The 16,038-nt window shown below is 71.7% G+C and carries 12 protein-coding genes; 5 read left to right on the forward strand and 7 right to left on the reverse strand.

Annotation, left to right across the window (positions count from 1 at the left end; genetic code table 11):
* Window positions 1-21: 21 nt before the first annotated feature.
* Together efeB and QRN30_RS00895 are read right to left on the reverse strand one after the other, a co-directional pair.
* Window positions 22-1,446 carry an iron uptake transporter deferrochelatase/peroxidase subunit gene (gene efeB, locus QRN30_RS00890; RefSeq protein ID WP_231564077.1) on the reverse strand — a complete coding sequence of 475 codons (1,425 nt, stop codon included), beginning with the start codon at window positions 1,444-1,446 and terminating at the stop codon, window positions 22-24.
* Window positions 1,443-2,636 (reverse strand): EfeM/EfeO family lipoprotein, encoded by a 1,194-nt coding sequence (locus QRN30_RS00895; RefSeq protein WP_284760230.1) that lies wholly within the window; start codon window positions 2,634-2,636, stop codon window positions 1,443-1,445. Before QRN30_RS00895 ends, efeB begins: the two co-directional genes overlap by 4 nt.
* Before the next feature lie 803 nt (window positions 2,637-3,439).
* On the opposite strand from QRN30_RS00895, the gene QRN30_RS00900 reads away from it, so the two are divergent.
* Window positions 3,440-3,856, forward strand: coding sequence for a hypothetical protein (locus QRN30_RS00900; RefSeq protein ID WP_042539144.1), 417 nt, complete (start codon window positions 3,440-3,442; stop codon window positions 3,854-3,856).
* 49 nt (window positions 3,857-3,905) lie between these two features.
* On the opposite strand, the gene QRN30_RS00905 is transcribed toward QRN30_RS00900, so the two are convergent.
* The gene (locus QRN30_RS00905) at window positions 3,906-4,703 is read right to left on the reverse strand and encodes an HAD-IIA family hydrolase (RefSeq protein ID WP_017886329.1); all 798 of its coding nucleotides are present in this window, start codon (window positions 4,701-4,703) and stop codon (window positions 3,906-3,908) included.
* Between the two features lie 188 nt (window positions 4,704-4,891).
* On the opposite strand from QRN30_RS00905, the gene QRN30_RS00910 reads away from it, so the two are divergent.
* Both QRN30_RS00910 and QRN30_RS00915 read left to right on the forward strand, forming a co-directional pair.
* Window positions 4,892-5,581, forward strand: coding sequence for a TetR/AcrR family transcriptional regulator C-terminal domain-containing protein (locus QRN30_RS00910; RefSeq protein ID WP_017886328.1), 690 nt, complete (start codon window positions 4,892-4,894; stop codon window positions 5,579-5,581).
* Window positions 5,582-5,623: 42 nt separating this feature from the next.
* Window positions 5,624-6,271 carry a TrmH family RNA methyltransferase gene (locus QRN30_RS00915; protein WP_056069460.1) on the forward strand — a complete coding sequence of 216 codons (648 nt, stop codon included), beginning with the start codon at window positions 5,624-5,626 and terminating at the stop codon, window positions 6,269-6,271.
* Between the two features lie 103 nt (window positions 6,272-6,374).
* On the opposite strand, the gene QRN30_RS00920 is transcribed toward QRN30_RS00915, so the two are convergent.
* Entirely contained in the window at window positions 6,375-7,364 is a 990-nt protein-coding gene (locus QRN30_RS00920) for a LacI family DNA-binding transcriptional regulator (protein ID WP_284760068.1), read from the reverse strand.
* 513 nt (window positions 7,365-7,877) lie between these two features.
* On the opposite strand from QRN30_RS00920, the gene QRN30_RS00925 reads away from it, so the two are divergent.
* On the forward strand, window positions 7,878-8,516 hold the full coding sequence (locus QRN30_RS00925; protein WP_262118371.1) for an endonuclease domain-containing protein: 639 nt from the start codon (window positions 7,878-7,880) through the stop codon (window positions 8,514-8,516).
* A gap of 78 nt (window positions 8,517-8,594) precedes the next feature.
* Here the strand turns inward: QRN30_RS00925 and QRN30_RS00930 are convergent, their stop codons facing one another.
* From QRN30_RS00930 to QRN30_RS00940, 3 genes are read right to left on the reverse strand one after another with little or no spacing between them, the layout of a single operon-like run.
* Entirely contained in the window at window positions 8,595-10,676 is a 2,082-nt protein-coding gene (locus QRN30_RS00930; protein ID WP_071250514.1) for a YhgE/Pip domain-containing protein, read from the reverse strand.
* Entirely contained in the window at window positions 10,673-11,461 is a 789-nt protein-coding gene (locus tag QRN30_RS00935) for a hypothetical protein (RefSeq protein WP_259551702.1), read from the reverse strand. The genes QRN30_RS00930 and QRN30_RS00935 overlap by 4 nt, the downstream gene beginning before the upstream one ends.
* A complete protein-coding gene (locus QRN30_RS00940) occupies window positions 11,458-12,114 on the reverse strand; it encodes a TetR/AcrR family transcriptional regulator (protein WP_284760072.1) in 657 nt (218 codons plus the stop codon). The genes QRN30_RS00935 and QRN30_RS00940 overlap by 4 nt, the downstream gene beginning before the upstream one ends.
* Before the next feature lie 160 nt (window positions 12,115-12,274).
* Here QRN30_RS00940 and QRN30_RS00945 point away from each other — a divergent pair, with 160 nt between their 5' ends.
* On the forward strand, window positions 12,275-15,922 hold the full coding sequence (locus QRN30_RS00945; RefSeq protein WP_017886321.1) for a S8 family peptidase: 3,648 nt from the start codon (window positions 12,275-12,277) through the stop codon (window positions 15,920-15,922).
* Window positions 15,923-16,038: the final 116 nt, after the last annotated feature.

A 16,038-nucleotide genomic window follows, 5' to 3' on the forward strand; every position in this document is an offset into this window, starting at 1 on the left:
GATGTGCGAGCGTCGGTCCGGCTAGGTCCGTGCGAGCAGTCGACGGCCCAGCCAGTCGTCCGCGTGGCGGACCCCGGGCAGGGCGAAGAAGTAGCCGCCGCCGACCGGTGACACGTAGTCGACCAGGGGCTCGTCGACCAGGCGCTTCTGCACGGCGACGAACTGCCGTTCCAGGTCGGCCTGGAAGCACGCGAACAACAGGCCCATGTCGAGGTCGCCGTTCGTGTCGGTGCCGTTGTCGTAGTTGTAGGGACGACGGAGCATCTGCTGCGCACGGGCTTCGGCGGTGCGCGGGTTCGCCAACCGGATGTGTGCGTCCATCTGGATGACGTCGCCGGTCGGGTCGTCCTGGTACCGGGGGTCGTCGAACTCGCCGCTGCGGGTGAGCGGGGCACCGGAGTCGCGGTGCCGGCCGATCATGTTCTCCTGCTCGTGCAGCGAGACGCGGTCCCAGAACTCGACGAACATCCGGATGGTCCGCACGACGTGGTAGCTGCCCCCGGTGACCCAGTCGGGTTCGCCGTCCTGTCCACCGCGGGTCCAGACCAGGTCGTCCATCACGCTGCGGTCCGCGGTGGAGGGGTTGCCGGTGCCGTCCTTGAACCCGAGCAGGTTGCGCGGGGTGCCGGAGGGGCGCGGCGGGGACGCGAAACCGTCCTGGCGCCAGCGCACCTGCATGCCGCCGCGGGTGGCCCGGGCGATGTCGCGGACCGCGTGCAGGACGGTGTCGGTGTTGTGCGCGCACACCTGCAGCAGCAGGTCGCCGTCCGAGATCGACCGGTCGAGGTCGTCGTTCGGGAAGTCCTCCATCGTCCGCAACCGCGCCGGGCGCTGCCCCGACAGGCCGTACCGGTGGTCGAAGAGCGAGGCGCCGACGCTCGCCGTCACGGTGAGCCCGTCGGCCGCGACCTCCGGTCCGAGCACGCCGGAGTCGGCCGGCGGCGCGGTGATCCCGACGTCGGCAGGCGTGCCGCCGCGGGTCAGGAACCGGGCCCGCTCGGTGATCGTCCGGAGCAGGTCGGCGAGGTCCTGGCGGTCGGCCGCGGTCACGTCGAACGCCAGGAACGCCGACTGTCGCTGCGCGGGTGTGGTGATCCCGGCCTGGTGCGCGCCGTGGAACGCGTACGAGGCGTCGGCACCGCCGGTGGTCGCGGCGGCTGCCTGGAGGCCCGTCCCACGCCCGGCGGTCAGGCTCGCTGCCGCCGCGGCGGCTCCGGCACCTGCCCCGACCGCGCTGGTCAGGAACGCGCGGCGTCCGACCCCGCGGGTGGGGCCGGGCTGCTGCTGGTCGTCCGGTGCGCCGGCGGGACACACACTGCCGTCGGCGGAGAGCCCGAGGCGGGCGTGCGCCTCGGCCATCCGGCGGTACGTCGCCGCGTCCATCCCGCGTGGGCGCTGCTGGCTCCGGGGGCCCGCCGGGCCCGGGCGCTGCGGTCGTTCGGTCACGAGGTCCTCCTCGGGTCGCAGATGGCGGCGACGGGCGCGAGCTGTTCGAGCGCAGCGTCGAGGTCGGCGTCCAGGTGCTCGCGGGCGGTGCGGTCGAGACCGTCGAGGGTGTCCCAGCTGCCGTCGGTCCGTCGGTGTGACTCGACGTCGGCGCGCAGGGTCGCCAGCGCACGGTCGGTGGCCCGGAGGCCCGGGTAGCGGGTCCGCAGGATCGACCGGAGCGGCTCGAGCGCGTGCTCCGTCCCGCTGATGTTCGCGTCGATCGTCGCCAGTGCCGTGTGGCTGCCGGCGTCGGTGGCCCCGGTCGCCTCGAAGCGGAGCGCGTTCTCGAGGATCTCGTGCGAGCGCAGGCCGATGTCGAGCGGGTCGACCCGCTGGGTGGGGAACGTCCGGCGCAGGTGTTCGACGGCGGCGACCAGGGCGTCGGCGGGTGCGACGGCGCGGCTGCCGGGCGCTGCCGACCACAGCAGCGCTTCGACGCGGTGGAAGCCGGTCAGGTGCGGGTCGTCGAGTGCGGTCCGTCCGGCGGCGGGGAGCCCGTCGATCGCGGTGTCGTCGTCCCCGAACGCGCCGTAGGCGGCTCCGAGCTGCTCGTACTCGCGGTGACCGACCAGCCAGTCCCGTCGTGCGGCCCGGACGTCACCCGTCCGGACGTCGGCGTCCAGTGCACGCACGTCGGCGAGCAGCGTCGGCAGGCGGCTCTCGATCCAGTCGCCGTACGACTTGGCGGCGGGGATCAGGTCGTCGCGGGTGACCGGGACGATCCCGGGGGTCTCGTCGCTGACGTGCGTGGCGCCGCGCAGGTGGACGACGGGCCCGGTGCCGGGGTTCGCGTCGGCGGGCAGGCAACGGAACCGGTACTGGCCGCGCGGGAGTCGGACGCCGTAGTCGTGCGTCGCACCCGCTCCCAGCCCCTCCGCGTCGAGGTAGACCGCGCTGTTCGTGGGGTCGACCAGCTGCACCTCGATCCCGGCGACGGAGGTGTTGTGGATCCGGAACGTCTGGGGGCCGGCGAGAGCCCGGTCCGGACTCGCGGGCCACCCCGTTCCGCAGGCGTCGGTACCGGCCTGCACGGTGACCGCGCTCGTGTGCGGCGACGTCGGAGGGACCAGGTGCGGGGCGACGATCGCGGTCCCCACGAGTGCTCCGAGTGCGCCGACGACCACTGCCGTCGTGGCACGAACCGACATCGGCACCGATGACCCCATCCTGTAGCAATTCACAGAAAACCCTGGTCAGAGCCGCTTTCAGCTCGACCAGGGCAACCCTAGGGTCGCTCCCGGGGCAGTTTTCCCGTCGTTCACCGCGGAAGGGTTCTGTTCACCGGATCGTCATGCGGGCCGCGCCGCGCCGCGCCGTGCGGGGTGCGCGCCGCACGGTGCGGAGTGCGCGCCCCCGTGCGAGCTTGACGGCTGGGTGCGGCGCTGCAGGCTCGCACGGAACCACCAACCCGGCACCAGCTGCCCAACCCCGCACCGTGCGCCGCCGCCAACCTCGCGCCCGGCCGCGGCACCCGCTGCTCAACCTCGCACGGTGCGCCGCCGCCAACCTCGCGCCCGCTCTGTCTCGCCGGGCTCGGCACGGTGCAGGTTCGTACATGCGGTGCGAGCTTGACGGCTGGGTGCGGCGCTGCAGGCTTGCACCGAACCAGCACCGCGGCACCAGCTGCCCAACCTCGCACCGTGCGCCGCCGCCAACCGAACGGCCCACCGCACGGCCTGCCACCGGCCACGTGTCCGGCTGCGCCCCGTCTCCCCGGGCTCGGCACGGTGCGGGTTCGTTCATGCGGTGCGAGCTTGACGGCTGGGTGCGGTGCCACAGGCTCGCACGGAACCACCAACCCGGCGCCCGCTGCCCAACTCCGCACTGTGCGCCGCTGCCGCCCACCGAGCGCCGCCACCCACCCCGCGTGCGACCTCGCCACCCACCCCCCCCGCGGCGCAGGCTGCACTCCGAAAGCGGCCCGGGGTGCGTGGGCCGCTAGGGTTCCACCATGAGCATGCAGCCGACCGGTGGGGCGCCGGCGCCGAGCCCAGTACTCGTCTCGATCGGATCCGTGGGGGTGACGCAGGACCGCATCGTCACGCCGAGCGGGACCTGGCCGGCCGCGCAGGTGAACATCACCGCGCAGGACCAGTCGTCGTCGACGTCGCACATCCCGACGTGGGCGATCGTGATGACCGTCATCACGGTGTGGTTCTTCCTGCTCGGACTCCTGTTCCTGCTCGCGAAGGAGCGACGGACGCAGGGCAACGTCTCCGTGTCGATCTGGGCCGCGAACGGCCAGTCGCACACCGAGTTCGTGCAGGTCTTCTCCGAGGAACAGCGCGTCGACGTGTTCAACCGGGTCTCCTACGCGCAGAACATCATCGGTCAGGCGCGCTGGCGCGAGTCGGCTGCCGGCAACTGACCGGCCACCGGCGCACTGCCGACGGCCCGACGCCGGTGGGTCGTCAGGGCTAGAGCTCGACCTCGAACGGCTCGGTGCGCACGAGTTCGTGCACGCCGGAGATGACCTCGCTCGGACGGAACGGGTACCGGTCGATCTCGGCCTGGTCGCTGATCCCCGTCATCACGAGCACGGTGTGCAGCCCCGCCTCGATGCCGGCCTGCACGTCGGTGTCCATCCGGTCGCCGATCATGCCGGTGTTCTCGGAGTGCGCGCCGATCCGGTTCATCGCCGACCGGAACATCATCGGGTTCGGCTTGCCCACCACGTAGGGCTGCTTGCCGGTCGCCTTCTCGATCATGGCCGCGATGGCGCCGGTGGCCGGCAGGACGCCCTCGGCGCTCGGGCCGGTGGCGTCGGGGTTCGTCACGATGAACCGTGCGCCGTCGCGGATGAGCCGCACGGCCTTCGTGATCGCCTCGAACGAGTAGTTGCGGGTCTCGCCGACGACGACGTAGTCGGGCGCGGTCTCGGTCATGATGAACCCGGCCTCGTGCAGGGCGGTCGTCATGCCGGCCTCGCCGATCACGAACGCGGACCCGCCCGGCATCTGCGACTTGCAGAAGTCGGCCGTCGCGAGCGCACTCGTCCAGATCCGCTCTTCGGGCACGTGCAGGCCGGAGCCCCGCAGCCGGGCGCTCAGGTCGCGCGGCGTGAAGATCGAGTTGTTCGTCAGCACGAGGAACTCGGTGCCGTCGTCGAGCCACTGCTGGATGAGCTCCGGCGCGCCGGGGAGCGCCTGGTTCTCGTGGACGAGCACGCCGTCCATGTCGGTCAGCCAGCACTCGACGTCGTCTCGGGTCGCCATGGGCCTCACCCTACTGCGCAGGGGTTCAGGTCCGGCTCGCGTCGGCTCGTGGCCGGCTCGGAAAGGGCCGGGAGGCCCGGGGCGGCTCTTGCGCGCTGCTGCCAGACCCGAGATGGTCGAGACACCGAACCGCGGTCGGGTTTGCCCTACGCTTTTCGGGACACGTACCGAATCAAGGAGGCCCCCTCGTGCTCGTCGAACCCGGAACCCCGTCCACCGCGCCCCGACCCACCCCGGTGTCGGAGACGGAGCTCGAGGTGACGCCGCGACGACGCCGAGGCCGCCCGAACGTGCTCTCCCGCGAGCAGGTGATCGACGCCGCCACCACCATCGCGAACGAGGACGGCCTCGACCGGCTGTCCTTCCGTGCGTTGGGCGTCCGGCTCGGCGTCGCCCCGATGACCGTGCACCGGACCATCGGCGGCCTGGACGACCTGCACGCCGAACTCGTCCGCCGCACGGTCGACGAGTTCACCGCCACCTTCGTCTGGCCCGACGAGTGGCACGCCGTCGTCCGCACCTTCGCCACGACGTTCCGCGACCTGATGCGCACCCACCCGCTCGTGCTCGAGTCGCACAGCCAGCGGGCCCCGCTCGCCTCGACCGAGTCGGACGCCGTCGTGGCGAAGGTCGTCGGTGCCCTGCAGGACGCCGGGCTGCCGCCGGCCGAGGCGATGTACGCCTTCTTCGTCGTGTACGACTTCGTGGTCGGGCACGCCGGGGTGCAGGTCGGACGCGGGGACTCCGAGGCCGGCCGACCCGAGCGGCACCGCCTGGTGGGCGAGATCCTCGGCGAGCACTCCTACGACGACCGGTTCGCGCTCGGCCTCGACATCCTGATCGCCGGCATCGAGGCGCGCATCGCCCGCACCGCCTGAGCCGGCGGCGCCCGACCCCGCGCCCGGCCGTACGCTGGTCGGGTGACCACTGCGCCCGAACCGTCGCACGAGCTGACGACCAACGGGGTGGGGCCGCACCCGGAACCCTGGCCCGACGACCCGAGGCTCGACCCGGAGCTGCTGGCCGCCGGGGACTCCCGGAACGTGCTCGACCGCTACCGGTACTGGTCGATGGACGCGATCGTCGCTGAACTCGACACCCGCCGGCACGCGTTCGACGTGGCGATCGAGAACTGGCAGCACGACCTGAACATCGGCTCGATCGTGCGGAGCGCCAACGCGTTCCTCGCCGGCACCGTGCACATCATCGGACGGCGGCGGTGGAACAAGCGCGGGGCGATGGTGACCGACCGCTACCAGCACGTCCGCTACCACCCCGACGTCGAGGCGTTCCTCGCCGCGATGGCCGATGAAGCGCGTCCCGTCGTCGCCATCGACAACACCCCGGGTGCCGAACGCATCGAGACCGCGACGATCCCGGAGCGCTGCGTGTTCCTGTTCGGGCAGGAGGGCCCCGGACTCACCGAGCAGGCGGTCGCCGGTGCCGACGCGCACCTCGAGATCACGCAGTTCGGGTCGACGCGGAGCATCAACGCCTCGGCCGCCGCGGCGATCGTCATGCACAGCTGGGTCGTCCAGCACGCGGAGTTGCCCGGCGCGACGTCGTGAGCAGAAACGGTCGGGTGCGGGCCCTGGACCCGACCATTCCTGCTCACGAAGCGGGCGTGACGGACGCGGGGCGGGCCTCCCGGCCGGGGGCAGGGGTGCCGCGTCAGCGCGCGGCGGTGGTGCGGCGCGCGACCAGGCGGGGTTCGACGAGCAGTTCCGTCGCGGCGATCCGCGGATCGGCGATGCGGGCGAGCAGACGCTCGCCGGCGCCGCGGCCGATCTCGACACTGCGGTCGTCGATGCTCGTCAGGCCGACGTACCGCATCGCGGCCACGGGGGTGTCGTCGTAGCCGATGACGGAGACGTCCTCGGGGACGCGCAACCCGCGTTCAGCGAGTTCGGACAGGGCACCCAGGGCCATCACGTCGTTCGCGGCGAAGACCGCCGTGACGTCCGGGTGCTCGTCGAGGAGCATGCCGAGGGCACGCGAACCGGCCTCTTCGGTGGGCTCGCCGGGCAGCACCGTCGTGACGACGGACGCACGTGTCGCCGCTACCTGCTCGAACCCGGCCTGGCGTTCCGCCGAGGCCGCCGAACTCGCACCGACGAACCCGAGTCGGGTGTGCCCGAGGTCGAGCAGGTGGTGCGCCGCGATGCCGCCGCCGGCGTGGTCGTCGTTCGCCACCGTGTCGGCGCGGGGGATCGCGACGCGGCCGCCGGCGATCACGAGCGGCATCGAGGCGGGGATCGCCAGGTCGGTGGTCGGCTCGCCGGCGATCACGATGCCCTCGACGCGCATGGACAGGAAGCCCTCGACCGGTGAGGCGTCGAGCCCCGTGTTGAGGAAGCGGTCGGCGACCACGAGCCGGTGCCCCTGGTCCTGCAGGCTCTCGCGCAGGCCGGTGAGCAGGTCCACGAACCACTGGTTGCGGAAGTCGTCCAGCACCACACCGATGGTGCGGCTGCGGGTGCCGGCGAGGGACACTGCCGCGGTGGAGGGCCGGTAGTCGAGCTCCTGGATCGCCTTGAGCACCGCGGCCCGCCGCTGGTCGCTGACCCGGGGGGAGCGCTGCAGCACGAGGGAGACGAGGGACTTGGAGACCCCGGCGCGTGCGGCGACGTCGTAGATGGTCGCGGGCTTGCCGTCTCCCATGATGCGCTTCGACCTCCGTTGGCTCGTGCGTCGATCGTAGCGGTTGACGTGACATGGCCGGGCGGGCGGGGTGGGGCGTGCGGGTGGTCGAGTGAGCAGAAGACGACGGGTCCCGAACAGCCACTCGTCGTCTTCTGCTCACTCCCTTGGGTTCGCGAGTCCTCCACAGGGGAGGCGCGGTGCCGCTTCTGCACGGAACTCCGGTTCGGTGAGCGGGGCGTCGGCGCGGGGCGCGAGCGTGTCGGCATGCGACCACGACCACTCCCTCCGGCGCTGCGAGGCCGGGCCTTCGACATCGGCGCGGCTGATCGAGCCGGAGTTCCCCGACAACGACTCCAGCGGAAGGACCTGACATGCCCGACGCGATCGATCCGATGGCCCCGGGACCGACCACCCGATCCGATCCGCCGCATCCAGGCACTGCGGCCGGTCCTGTTGCCCGGACAGTTCGTCAGCCACACCTCGGCGGCGGTGTTGTGGGGTCTGCCGGTGCCGTGCGGTCCTGACACACCGGTGCACATCACCAGCGTGCACCCGCAGGCGCAGCCCCGGCGCGTCGGTGTGGTCGGGCACCGCGTGGCGGCTGACCGGGTGAGCACCCGGCAACGCTGGGGTGTTCCGTCCAGCAGCCCCGCGACGCTGTGGGTGGAGTGCGGTGACCTGCTCGGACTCGATGAGCTCGTCGTCCTGGGTGACGCCATCGTCACGTCGCGGGCCTGCGCGACCGCGCTGGAGGACCTCGCCGCCGCGCTCGCCGGGGCGGGGAATCGTCGTGGCGTGCGGAAGCTGCGCGTTGCACTCGAGCTCGTGCGGGTGGGCGCCGGGTCGCCGCAGGAGACCCGAGCGAGGCTGGCGATCGTCCGCGCGGGGCTGCCCGAGCCCGAACTGCAGGTCAACGTGCTCGACGAAGCCGGTCGGTTCGTCGGCCGTGTCGACATGGCCTACCCGGAGCAGCGCATCGTCATCGAGTACGAGGGCGACCACCACCGGACCGACGCCGAGCAGTGGGGCCGTGACCTCCGCCGCTACCGTGAGATGGAGCGACTCGGCTGGGTGGTGGTCCGGTGGACCAAGTCCGACCTGACGCTGCACCGCTCAGCCGCAGTGGCGCACCTGAAGACGCTCCTTGCACGCGGAGGTCGCGTCGAGTGAGCAGAAGACGACGGGTCGCCATTGCACACCCGTCGTCTTCTGCTCACTCGATGTCGCGGCGCCGCCGCCCCGCGCCCGCTACCCGATCAGGCTCGGGCGCAGGTCGCGCAGCGTGCGGGAGCGGGTCTGCCGCGCCGTGACCACGAAGGACACCAGGAGCGCCCCGAGCAGCCAGCAGAGCAGCACGCCCGCGTCCGACCACGCGGCGCCGAGGTTGCCGCCGTACATCGTCTGCCGGATCGCGTCGACCGAGTACGTCATCGGCAGCGCGAAGTGCAGCGCCGCCAACGGCCCAGGCAGCGTCTGCCACGGGAACGTCCCACCGGCGGTGACGAGCTGCACGAGCATGAGCACCAGGCCGAGGAACTGCCCCACCGAGCCGAGCAGCACGTTGAGGGCCATGATGATCGCCGCGAAGGTCGCCGAGGCCAGCACCATGATCCCGATCGTGCCACCGACGTGCACCACGTTCAGGTCGAGGGCGAAGCGCACGATGAAGAACAGCGCCACCATCTGCACCAGGCCGAGGAGCGCCGGGGTCAGCCAGCCGCCGAACACCACCGCGAGGGGCTTCCGCACCGCCGTGATCGCACGCTTCGAGATCGGCTTGAGGATGAGGAACAGCGCGTACATGCCGATCCAGGCCGCGAGCGAGATGAAGAACGGCGCGAGGCCGGCACCGTAGTTCGACGCGGCGGCGACGTTGTCGTCCCCGACCTTGACCGGGTCGGAGATGACCGAGGCCTGCGACGCACGCTCCGAGGCGTTCGACGCCGGGATCTTCGTGCGGCCCTGGTCGAGCGACGACGCGAGCTTCGACGAGCCGGTCGTGAGCTTGTCCAACCCTGACGCGAGCGACGAGGCGCCCTGGTCGGCGGTCTTCGCACCGGTCGCGAGCTGCGATGCACCGGACGACAGGGTCGGAGCGGCCGAGGCCAGCTTCGACGTGCCGTCGGCCACCTGGGCGGCCCCCGATGCGAGCGTGGACGCCCCCGTCGCCGCCGAGGAGATGCCGGACGCGAGCGTCGGCGCCGCGGAGGCGAGCGACGACGTACCGGCTGCGACCTGTGCGGAGCCGTCTCGGAGCTTGTCCACCGAGGACTTCGTGCTCTCGTAGGTCTTCTTCGCCGAAGCGCCGGCGCTGTTGACCCGGGTGACGGCGTCGGTGACGGACGACTCCAGGGCGGTCTGCTGGTCCTTCGTGAGCTCGACGCCCTCGGGCAGGTTGTCGGTGATGCCTGCGATCACCGTCCTGGCGTCCAGCGGCTGGAGCGACTCGACGTCGGGGCTGTAGGAGTCGACCGTGTCGGCGAGCTTCTTGTTGCCGGCCGCGACCCGCTGCGCCCCACTGTCCAACTGCTGCGTCTGCGACGGCAGCGCCGCCGTCTGCTGCTGCGCGCTGGCCAGCCCGGACGCCAGGGTCGACGCCCCCGACGCCACCTGCTGCGCCCCGCTGTCCAACTGCTGGGTCTGGGACGGCAACGACGCCGTGCCGGAGGCGAGCTCCGCCGCACCGGACGACAGCTTGCCGGTGCCGTCCGCGAGCGTGTGGGCACCCCGGTCCGCCTTCTTGGCCCCGGAAGCGAGCTCATCGGCACCGTCGACGGCATCGCCGAGGCTGTCGCGGACGTCGGCGAGCCCGACGAGCAGGGTCTTCGCGGCCTGCTTGCCGACGCGCTCGGCGACGGCGGTGCGCATGGTCTTGCCCGCCTGCTCGGCGATGGTCGAGGCCAGGTACGAGTTCGTGTCGGCCGTCGTCATGACGAGCTTCGCCTGGGTCGGGTCGTCGGACTGCGCGGACACCAGGTGCTCGGAGAAGTCGTGCGGGATGGTGACGACGAAGTCGTAGGTGCCGTTCCGGACACCGGAGCGGGCGTCGGCGGCGCTCGTCTTCGTCCACTTGAAGTCAGCGCCGTCGATGGCCTCCTTCGTGACGTCCTTGCCGTAGTCGACCTGGTCGCCGTCCAGCGTTGCGCCGGCGTCGAGGTCCACGATCGCGGCGGGGATCTGGTCGAGCTTCGCGTACGGGTCGCGGTTCGCCCACAGGTAGGCGCCGCCGTAGAGCAGCGGCACGATCATCAGCGCGATGAACGCCAGGCGTGCGAGCGGGGTCGCGGTGAGCCGCGCGAGTTCTGCGCGGACGAGCGAGGTGGTGGTCACTTCTGTGCCTCCGTCGGGACGGTTGCGGATGCTGTGGTGACGGAAGGAGCGGCCGGGAGGCCCGGCTCGGTTCCGTCGGTTCGGGCCACGTCCTCGGGGTCCTCGGTCTGGGGCTGTTCGAGCGTCTCTGCGACGCCGGGCGCCGCGACGTCGTCGTGCGTCGCGACGTCGTCGTGCGTCTCGATCGTGTCGAGCAGGTGCTCGACGGTCGCGGCGGCGGCCTTCGAGGTCACCAGCACCACGGTCACGCCCCGTCGGGCGACGTCGCGGACCACCTGGAACCAGTCCTCGACGGCGCCGCCGTGCCGCTCGGGCGAGGTGATCACGATGCCGGTGACACCGTCGCGGAGCAGCGCGAGCTCGACGAGCAGCCGGATGCGCACGGCCGTCGGGACCCGCTGCACGGCGGTGTCGACGTAGTCCCGCAGCCCGAGCTCGTCGAGCACCGTGTCGACGTGCTCGCGGTTCGGGCGCTGCCCGGCGAACGCGAGTTCCTCGCGCACGATCTGCTTGAGGGTCAGGACGGGGAAGGGTTCGGCGATCCCGGGGGTGTCGACCAGCGCGAACGCGCGGCGGACGGCTGCCGGGTCCTCGTGCCCGTCGAGCAGCAGGCGGCCGGTGTCGGGCTGCATGCGGCCACCGGCGACGAGGGACGCGAGCACGGGTGCCTGCTCGGTCTCGACGGCGAGGACCCCCGGGCGTCCGGGCGCGGCGACGGCGGAGACGACGGGCAGGGGTGCGCCGGGCTCCTCGCCGATGCCGACGTGGTCGAGTTCGAGGGTCATGCGTGGTCCTTCGGGGCGGGAGCGGGAGCGGGAGCTGCGGGTTCGGAGAGCAGTGCGGTGCGCCAGTCGATGCCGGCCGTGCCCAGCGCCGACACCACCACCATCCGCCGTCCGTCCTCGTCGCTCGTGCCGGAGCGGGTGGCTTCGTCGAGGACGGCGATGCACGCGCCCTCGACCAGGCGGCCGAGGGTCTCGGGGTCGACGTCGTCCCGCATCGCGCCGTCGGCGATGCCGAGCGCGCACGCCTGACGCACCTGTGAGCGCAACGGGGCGAAGACCTCGGCGACGGGTTCGGCGAAGGGGCTGCGCACGGCGATCCGGGCCATCGAGCGGACGTGCGAGACCTCGGTCCAGAGCGTCACCGCGATGGCTGCCAGGCGTGCGGCCGGCGGGAGCCCCTGCAGGTCCGAGGCGGTGGGCATGGCGGCGGCGATCCGGGCGGCGCCGGCGGTCACGACCTCGCGCACCAGGTCGTCGCGCGAGGGGAAGTGCCCGTACACCGCGCGACGCGAGAGGCCGGCCGCGGCGGCGATCGTCTCGATGGAGGCGTCCGGGTCCTGCTGCAGGCAGGTCCGCGCCGCGTCGAGGAGTGCTGCCCGGTTCTCCGTGGCGTCGCGGCGGGGCGCGCGGGAGGGGTGCTCGGTGGTGGTCACGCACCCCATCGTAATAACGTGCACACGTGTGTGCAACTTAACAGGTTCCGTCCCCTGGACGAGGGGTGTCCCCCAAAGTGCGGACTGTCTTCCCTGAGAACGAACGCATAGCTTCACAGGAATCTCATGCGAACCACGGACTGAGCCTGGAGTGCCCTCTTTGAACCGTGCAACACCGAACACCGACCCGAAACCCACCCCCCATCGCTTCACCCGCGTCCTGACCGCCGGCATCGCCGTCGCGGCCCTCGCATGCGGCGGTCTCGCAGTCGGGGGCGCGGCCTCCGCTGCTCCGGCCGGGATCCCGGTGGCCGACCTCAAGCTCTCCGCGCCGCTCCGCGACGCCAAGCCGACGAAGACCGTCGCGGCGTTCGTGCGCACGACCGGCCAGGGCGCCCTCGAGGTGGACGCCAAGGCCAAGGGCGGCGACCTGACCCAGTCGCGCAGGCAGTCCTCCGCCGCCGCGGACCGCGTCGAGGCGATCCAGTCCACCGTCGCCGCGGTGCGGTCGGCCGTCAAGCGCGCCGATGCCGACGCGACCGAGCTCTACTCGACCGAGTACACCGTGCCCGGCGTCGCGGTCGTCGCCGACGTCGACGCGTTCCGGAAGATCGCCGAGCGCTCCGACGTCGAGAGCATCATCCCGCTCACGCCGAAGAAGATCGTCGAGCCGACGGTCAACGAGAACGCCGACGCCGCTCCCTCGGGCGTCGACCCGAGCCTGGTGCGCCCCGGTGCCGACGGAGTCTCGCCGAAGAACGCCGCGAGCGACGTCTACACGCGCTCGCTCAACGCCTGGCAGCAGACCGGCCACACCGGCAAGGGCGTCAACGTCGCCGTCCTCGACACCGGTCTCGACTACACGCAGGCCGACTTCGGCGGCCCCGGCACCACCGAGGCGTACCAGCAGGCCCTGGCGAACGCGAGCAGCGGCGCCCCGGACCCGAGCCTGTACGACGCGTCGAAGTTCCTGGGCGGGTACGACTTCGCCGGTGCGACGTACAACGCCAACCCCGAGGACCCGAACACCTACGACCCGGTGCCGGCTCCCGACGACAACCCGATCGACGGCAAGGGCGGCGACCACGGCACGCACGTGTCCGGCTCGATCGCGGGCTACGGCCTGACCGCCGACAAGCAGCAGTTCGACGGCGACTACACCAAGCTCACCACGCAGCAGGTGCAGGACATGTGGATCGGTCCGGGCACCGCGCCCGAGGCCGGCCTGTACGCCCTGAAGGTCTTCGGTGACAACGGCGGTTCGACCGACGTCACCGGTGCCGCGCTCGACTGGGTGGGCAAGGCGCTCACCGAGGGCAAGGACATCAACGTCCTGAACCTGTCGCTCGGCTCCGACTACGGTGCACCGGACGACCCCGACAACGCCAAGATCGACGCACTGACCGCGCGGGGCGTGCTCCCCGTGATCGCCTCGGGCAACGCCGACGACTTCACCGACATCGGTGGTTCGCCGGGCAACGCCGAGGGTGCGCTCACCGTCGCCGCGAGCGCCACCGGCCAGTCGCTCTACGACGGCGTGCAGGTCACCGCACCGGCCGACGTCGCGAAGACCTACCGGTCGCAGTACTCGTCCAACTTCAAGGGCACCCTGCCGGTCGAGGGCGACGTCGTCGTCCCGACCGCGAACATCGACGGCTGTGCCGCGTTCAGCGCCGCCGACGCCGCGAAGATCAAGGGCAAGGTCGTCTGGCTGAAGTGGACGGACGCCGCGCTCGAGTGCGGTTCCGCCGTGCGCTTCGACAACGTCGAGGCCGCCGGCGGTGTCGGTGTCCTGCTGGCGGGCACGCTCGACACGTTCGAATCCGGCATCGGTGGCAACGCGACCATCCCGGGTGCCGAGCTGACCGCGAAGAGCGTGGCGAGCCTCCAGGCCACCGCGAAGGCGGGGACCCTGCACGTGCGCTTCGCGGACGAGCTGAAGGGCTTCGAGGTCGCCATCGAGGCGGACGCCGTGAACACGCTCGCGTCGTTCACCAGCCGTGGTGTGCACGGGTCGTTCGACGACATCGTCAAGCCGGACATCGCCGGCCCCGGGGTCAACGTGATCTCGGCGGCGAACGGCACCGGTGACGGCCGCATGTCGATGAGCGGCACCTCGATGGCCACGCCGGACGTCGCGGGCATCGCGGCGCTGACGTTCCAGTCGCACCCGACCTGGTCTGCCCCGCAGGTCAAGGCGGCGCTGATGAACACGGCGACGCACGACGTGAAGGACGGCAACCGTTCGGCCACCCTGCTCCGCCAGGGCACCGGTCGCGTGGACGCGCTGCAGGCGGTCACCGCCGGCACCACGGTCCGCAGCGCCGAGAACGACCAGCTCGTCACCGCGTCGTTCGGTGTCGTCGAGGTCGCGAGCGGGACGAGCGAGACCCGCACCCTGCAGGTCGACAACACCGACAGCACGGCGCACACGTACGACGTGTCGTACCAGCCGCAGGTGTCGCAGCCGGGTGTGACCTTCGCGCTCAGCTCGAAGCAGGTGACGGTGCCCGCCAACGGCTCCGCTTCGGTCACGCTGACGTTCTCGGTCGCCGACCCGACGAAGCTCCGTCGTGTCATCGACCCGACGCAGGACGCCGTCCAGAAGGGTTACCAGCGCGAGTTCGTGACCGCTGCCTCGGGCATCGTGGCCTTCGCGCCGACCGACAGCACGCTCAACCCGATGCGCCTCGGTGTCTACGTGGCACCGAAACCCGTCAGTGCGGTGCGTGCGCGGACCACGGTCCCCTTCACGGGGCCGGGCAAGTCGGCCGAGCTCACGCTCAAGGGCCGCACGCTCGACCAGGGCGGCCTGACGACCGGCTACCACGCGGCCGTCGCCCCGTTCGTGCTCGGTGGCACCGACCCGGCCGAGACGTTCCCCGAGGGTTCGGCGGAGCAGTCGCTGCTGGCGGCCGACGTCCGTTCCTACGGTGCGTCGTACGACAAGGCGTCGGGCACCATCGCGTTCGGTGTGCAGACCGCCGGTCCGGATGCCGACCCCGGTGCCGTGACCAACGTCGAGGTCCTCATCGACACGAACCGTGACGGTGAGCCCGACTACCTGGTGTACGACGCGAAGTCGGCCACCATCGACGCCACGCTCGCGACGACGATGAACCTGGCAACGGGCAAGACGGTCGACGCACAGCCGCTCAACGGCGGAGCGGCCGGCCAGGACGTCAACACCTTCGACAGCTCCGTCAAGGTGCTGACCGTCGGTGCCTCGGCGATCGGCGCGTCGACGAAGTTCGACTACACCGTGCTGACCGAGTCGGCCTACGCCCCGGGTGCCGCCACCAGTGGTTCGTCGGTGGTGGACGAGACCAAGCCGGTCACGTTCGACCCGACCAAGCCGAAGCTGTCGTTCTCGCAGGACGGCGCCACCGGCGTGCTGTTCGCCGACGCCGACTCGCTGACGGTCACCCGCGCCTCGGGTGTCACCAAGGCGACGGTGCTGCTGCTCCACCTCGACAACGCGGCGGGCAAGCAGGCCGACACGTCGACCATCAACGTGGTCCCGCCGAAGCTCGCGCTGGCGAAGGGGAGCAAGGTCACGGTGAGCGGGACGGCGAAGGTCGGCTCGACCCTCACCGCGAAGCACGGCACCTGGAGCACGACGAAGGCGACGTACAAGTACCAGTGGCTGCGTGACGGCAAGGTCGTGAAGTCGGCCACGGGGTCGAAGGTCACGCTCGGCTCGTCCGACCTCGGGCACCGCATCAGCGTGCGGGTGACCGCCCATGCCTCCGGGTACGAGGACGGTACGGCGAAGTCCGGCGCGACCGCGAAGGTCACGCGCCGCTAGGACGGAGCCGGGGCGCGGTTCGCGCGCCACACGGTGAGCAGGAGATGTCGGGTCCCTCGTGGGGACCGGGCATCTCCTGCTCCTTCGTCGCCCGGAACGCGTGTTCGGGACAGGTA

The organism is Curtobacterium sp. MEB011 (assembly GCF_030209655.1).
Lineage (GTDB): Bacteria > Actinomycetota > Actinomycetes > Actinomycetales > Microbacteriaceae > Curtobacterium > Curtobacterium poinsettiae.

Bases quoted from the DNA above. Each gene is read 5' to 3' on its own strand.
- QRN30_RS00895 (WP_284760230.1), bottom strand. From the start codon at position 2,636: ATGTCGGTTCGTGCCACGACGGCAGTGGTCGTCGGCGCACTCGGAGCA.
- QRN30_RS00900 (WP_042539144.1), top strand. From the start codon at position 3,440: ATGAGCATGCAGCCGACCGGTGGGGCGCCGGCGCCGAGCCCAGTACTC.
- QRN30_RS00905 (WP_017886329.1), bottom strand. From the start codon at position 4,703: ATGGCGACCCGAGACGACGTCGAGTGCTGGCTGACCGACATGGACGGC.
- QRN30_RS00920 (WP_284760068.1), bottom strand. From the start codon at position 7,364: ATGGGAGACGGCAAGCCCGCGACCATCTACGACGTCGCCGCACGCGCC.
- QRN30_RS00935 (WP_259551702.1), bottom strand. From the start codon at position 11,461: ATGACCCTCGAACTCGACCACGTCGGCATCGGCGAGGAGCCCGGCGCA.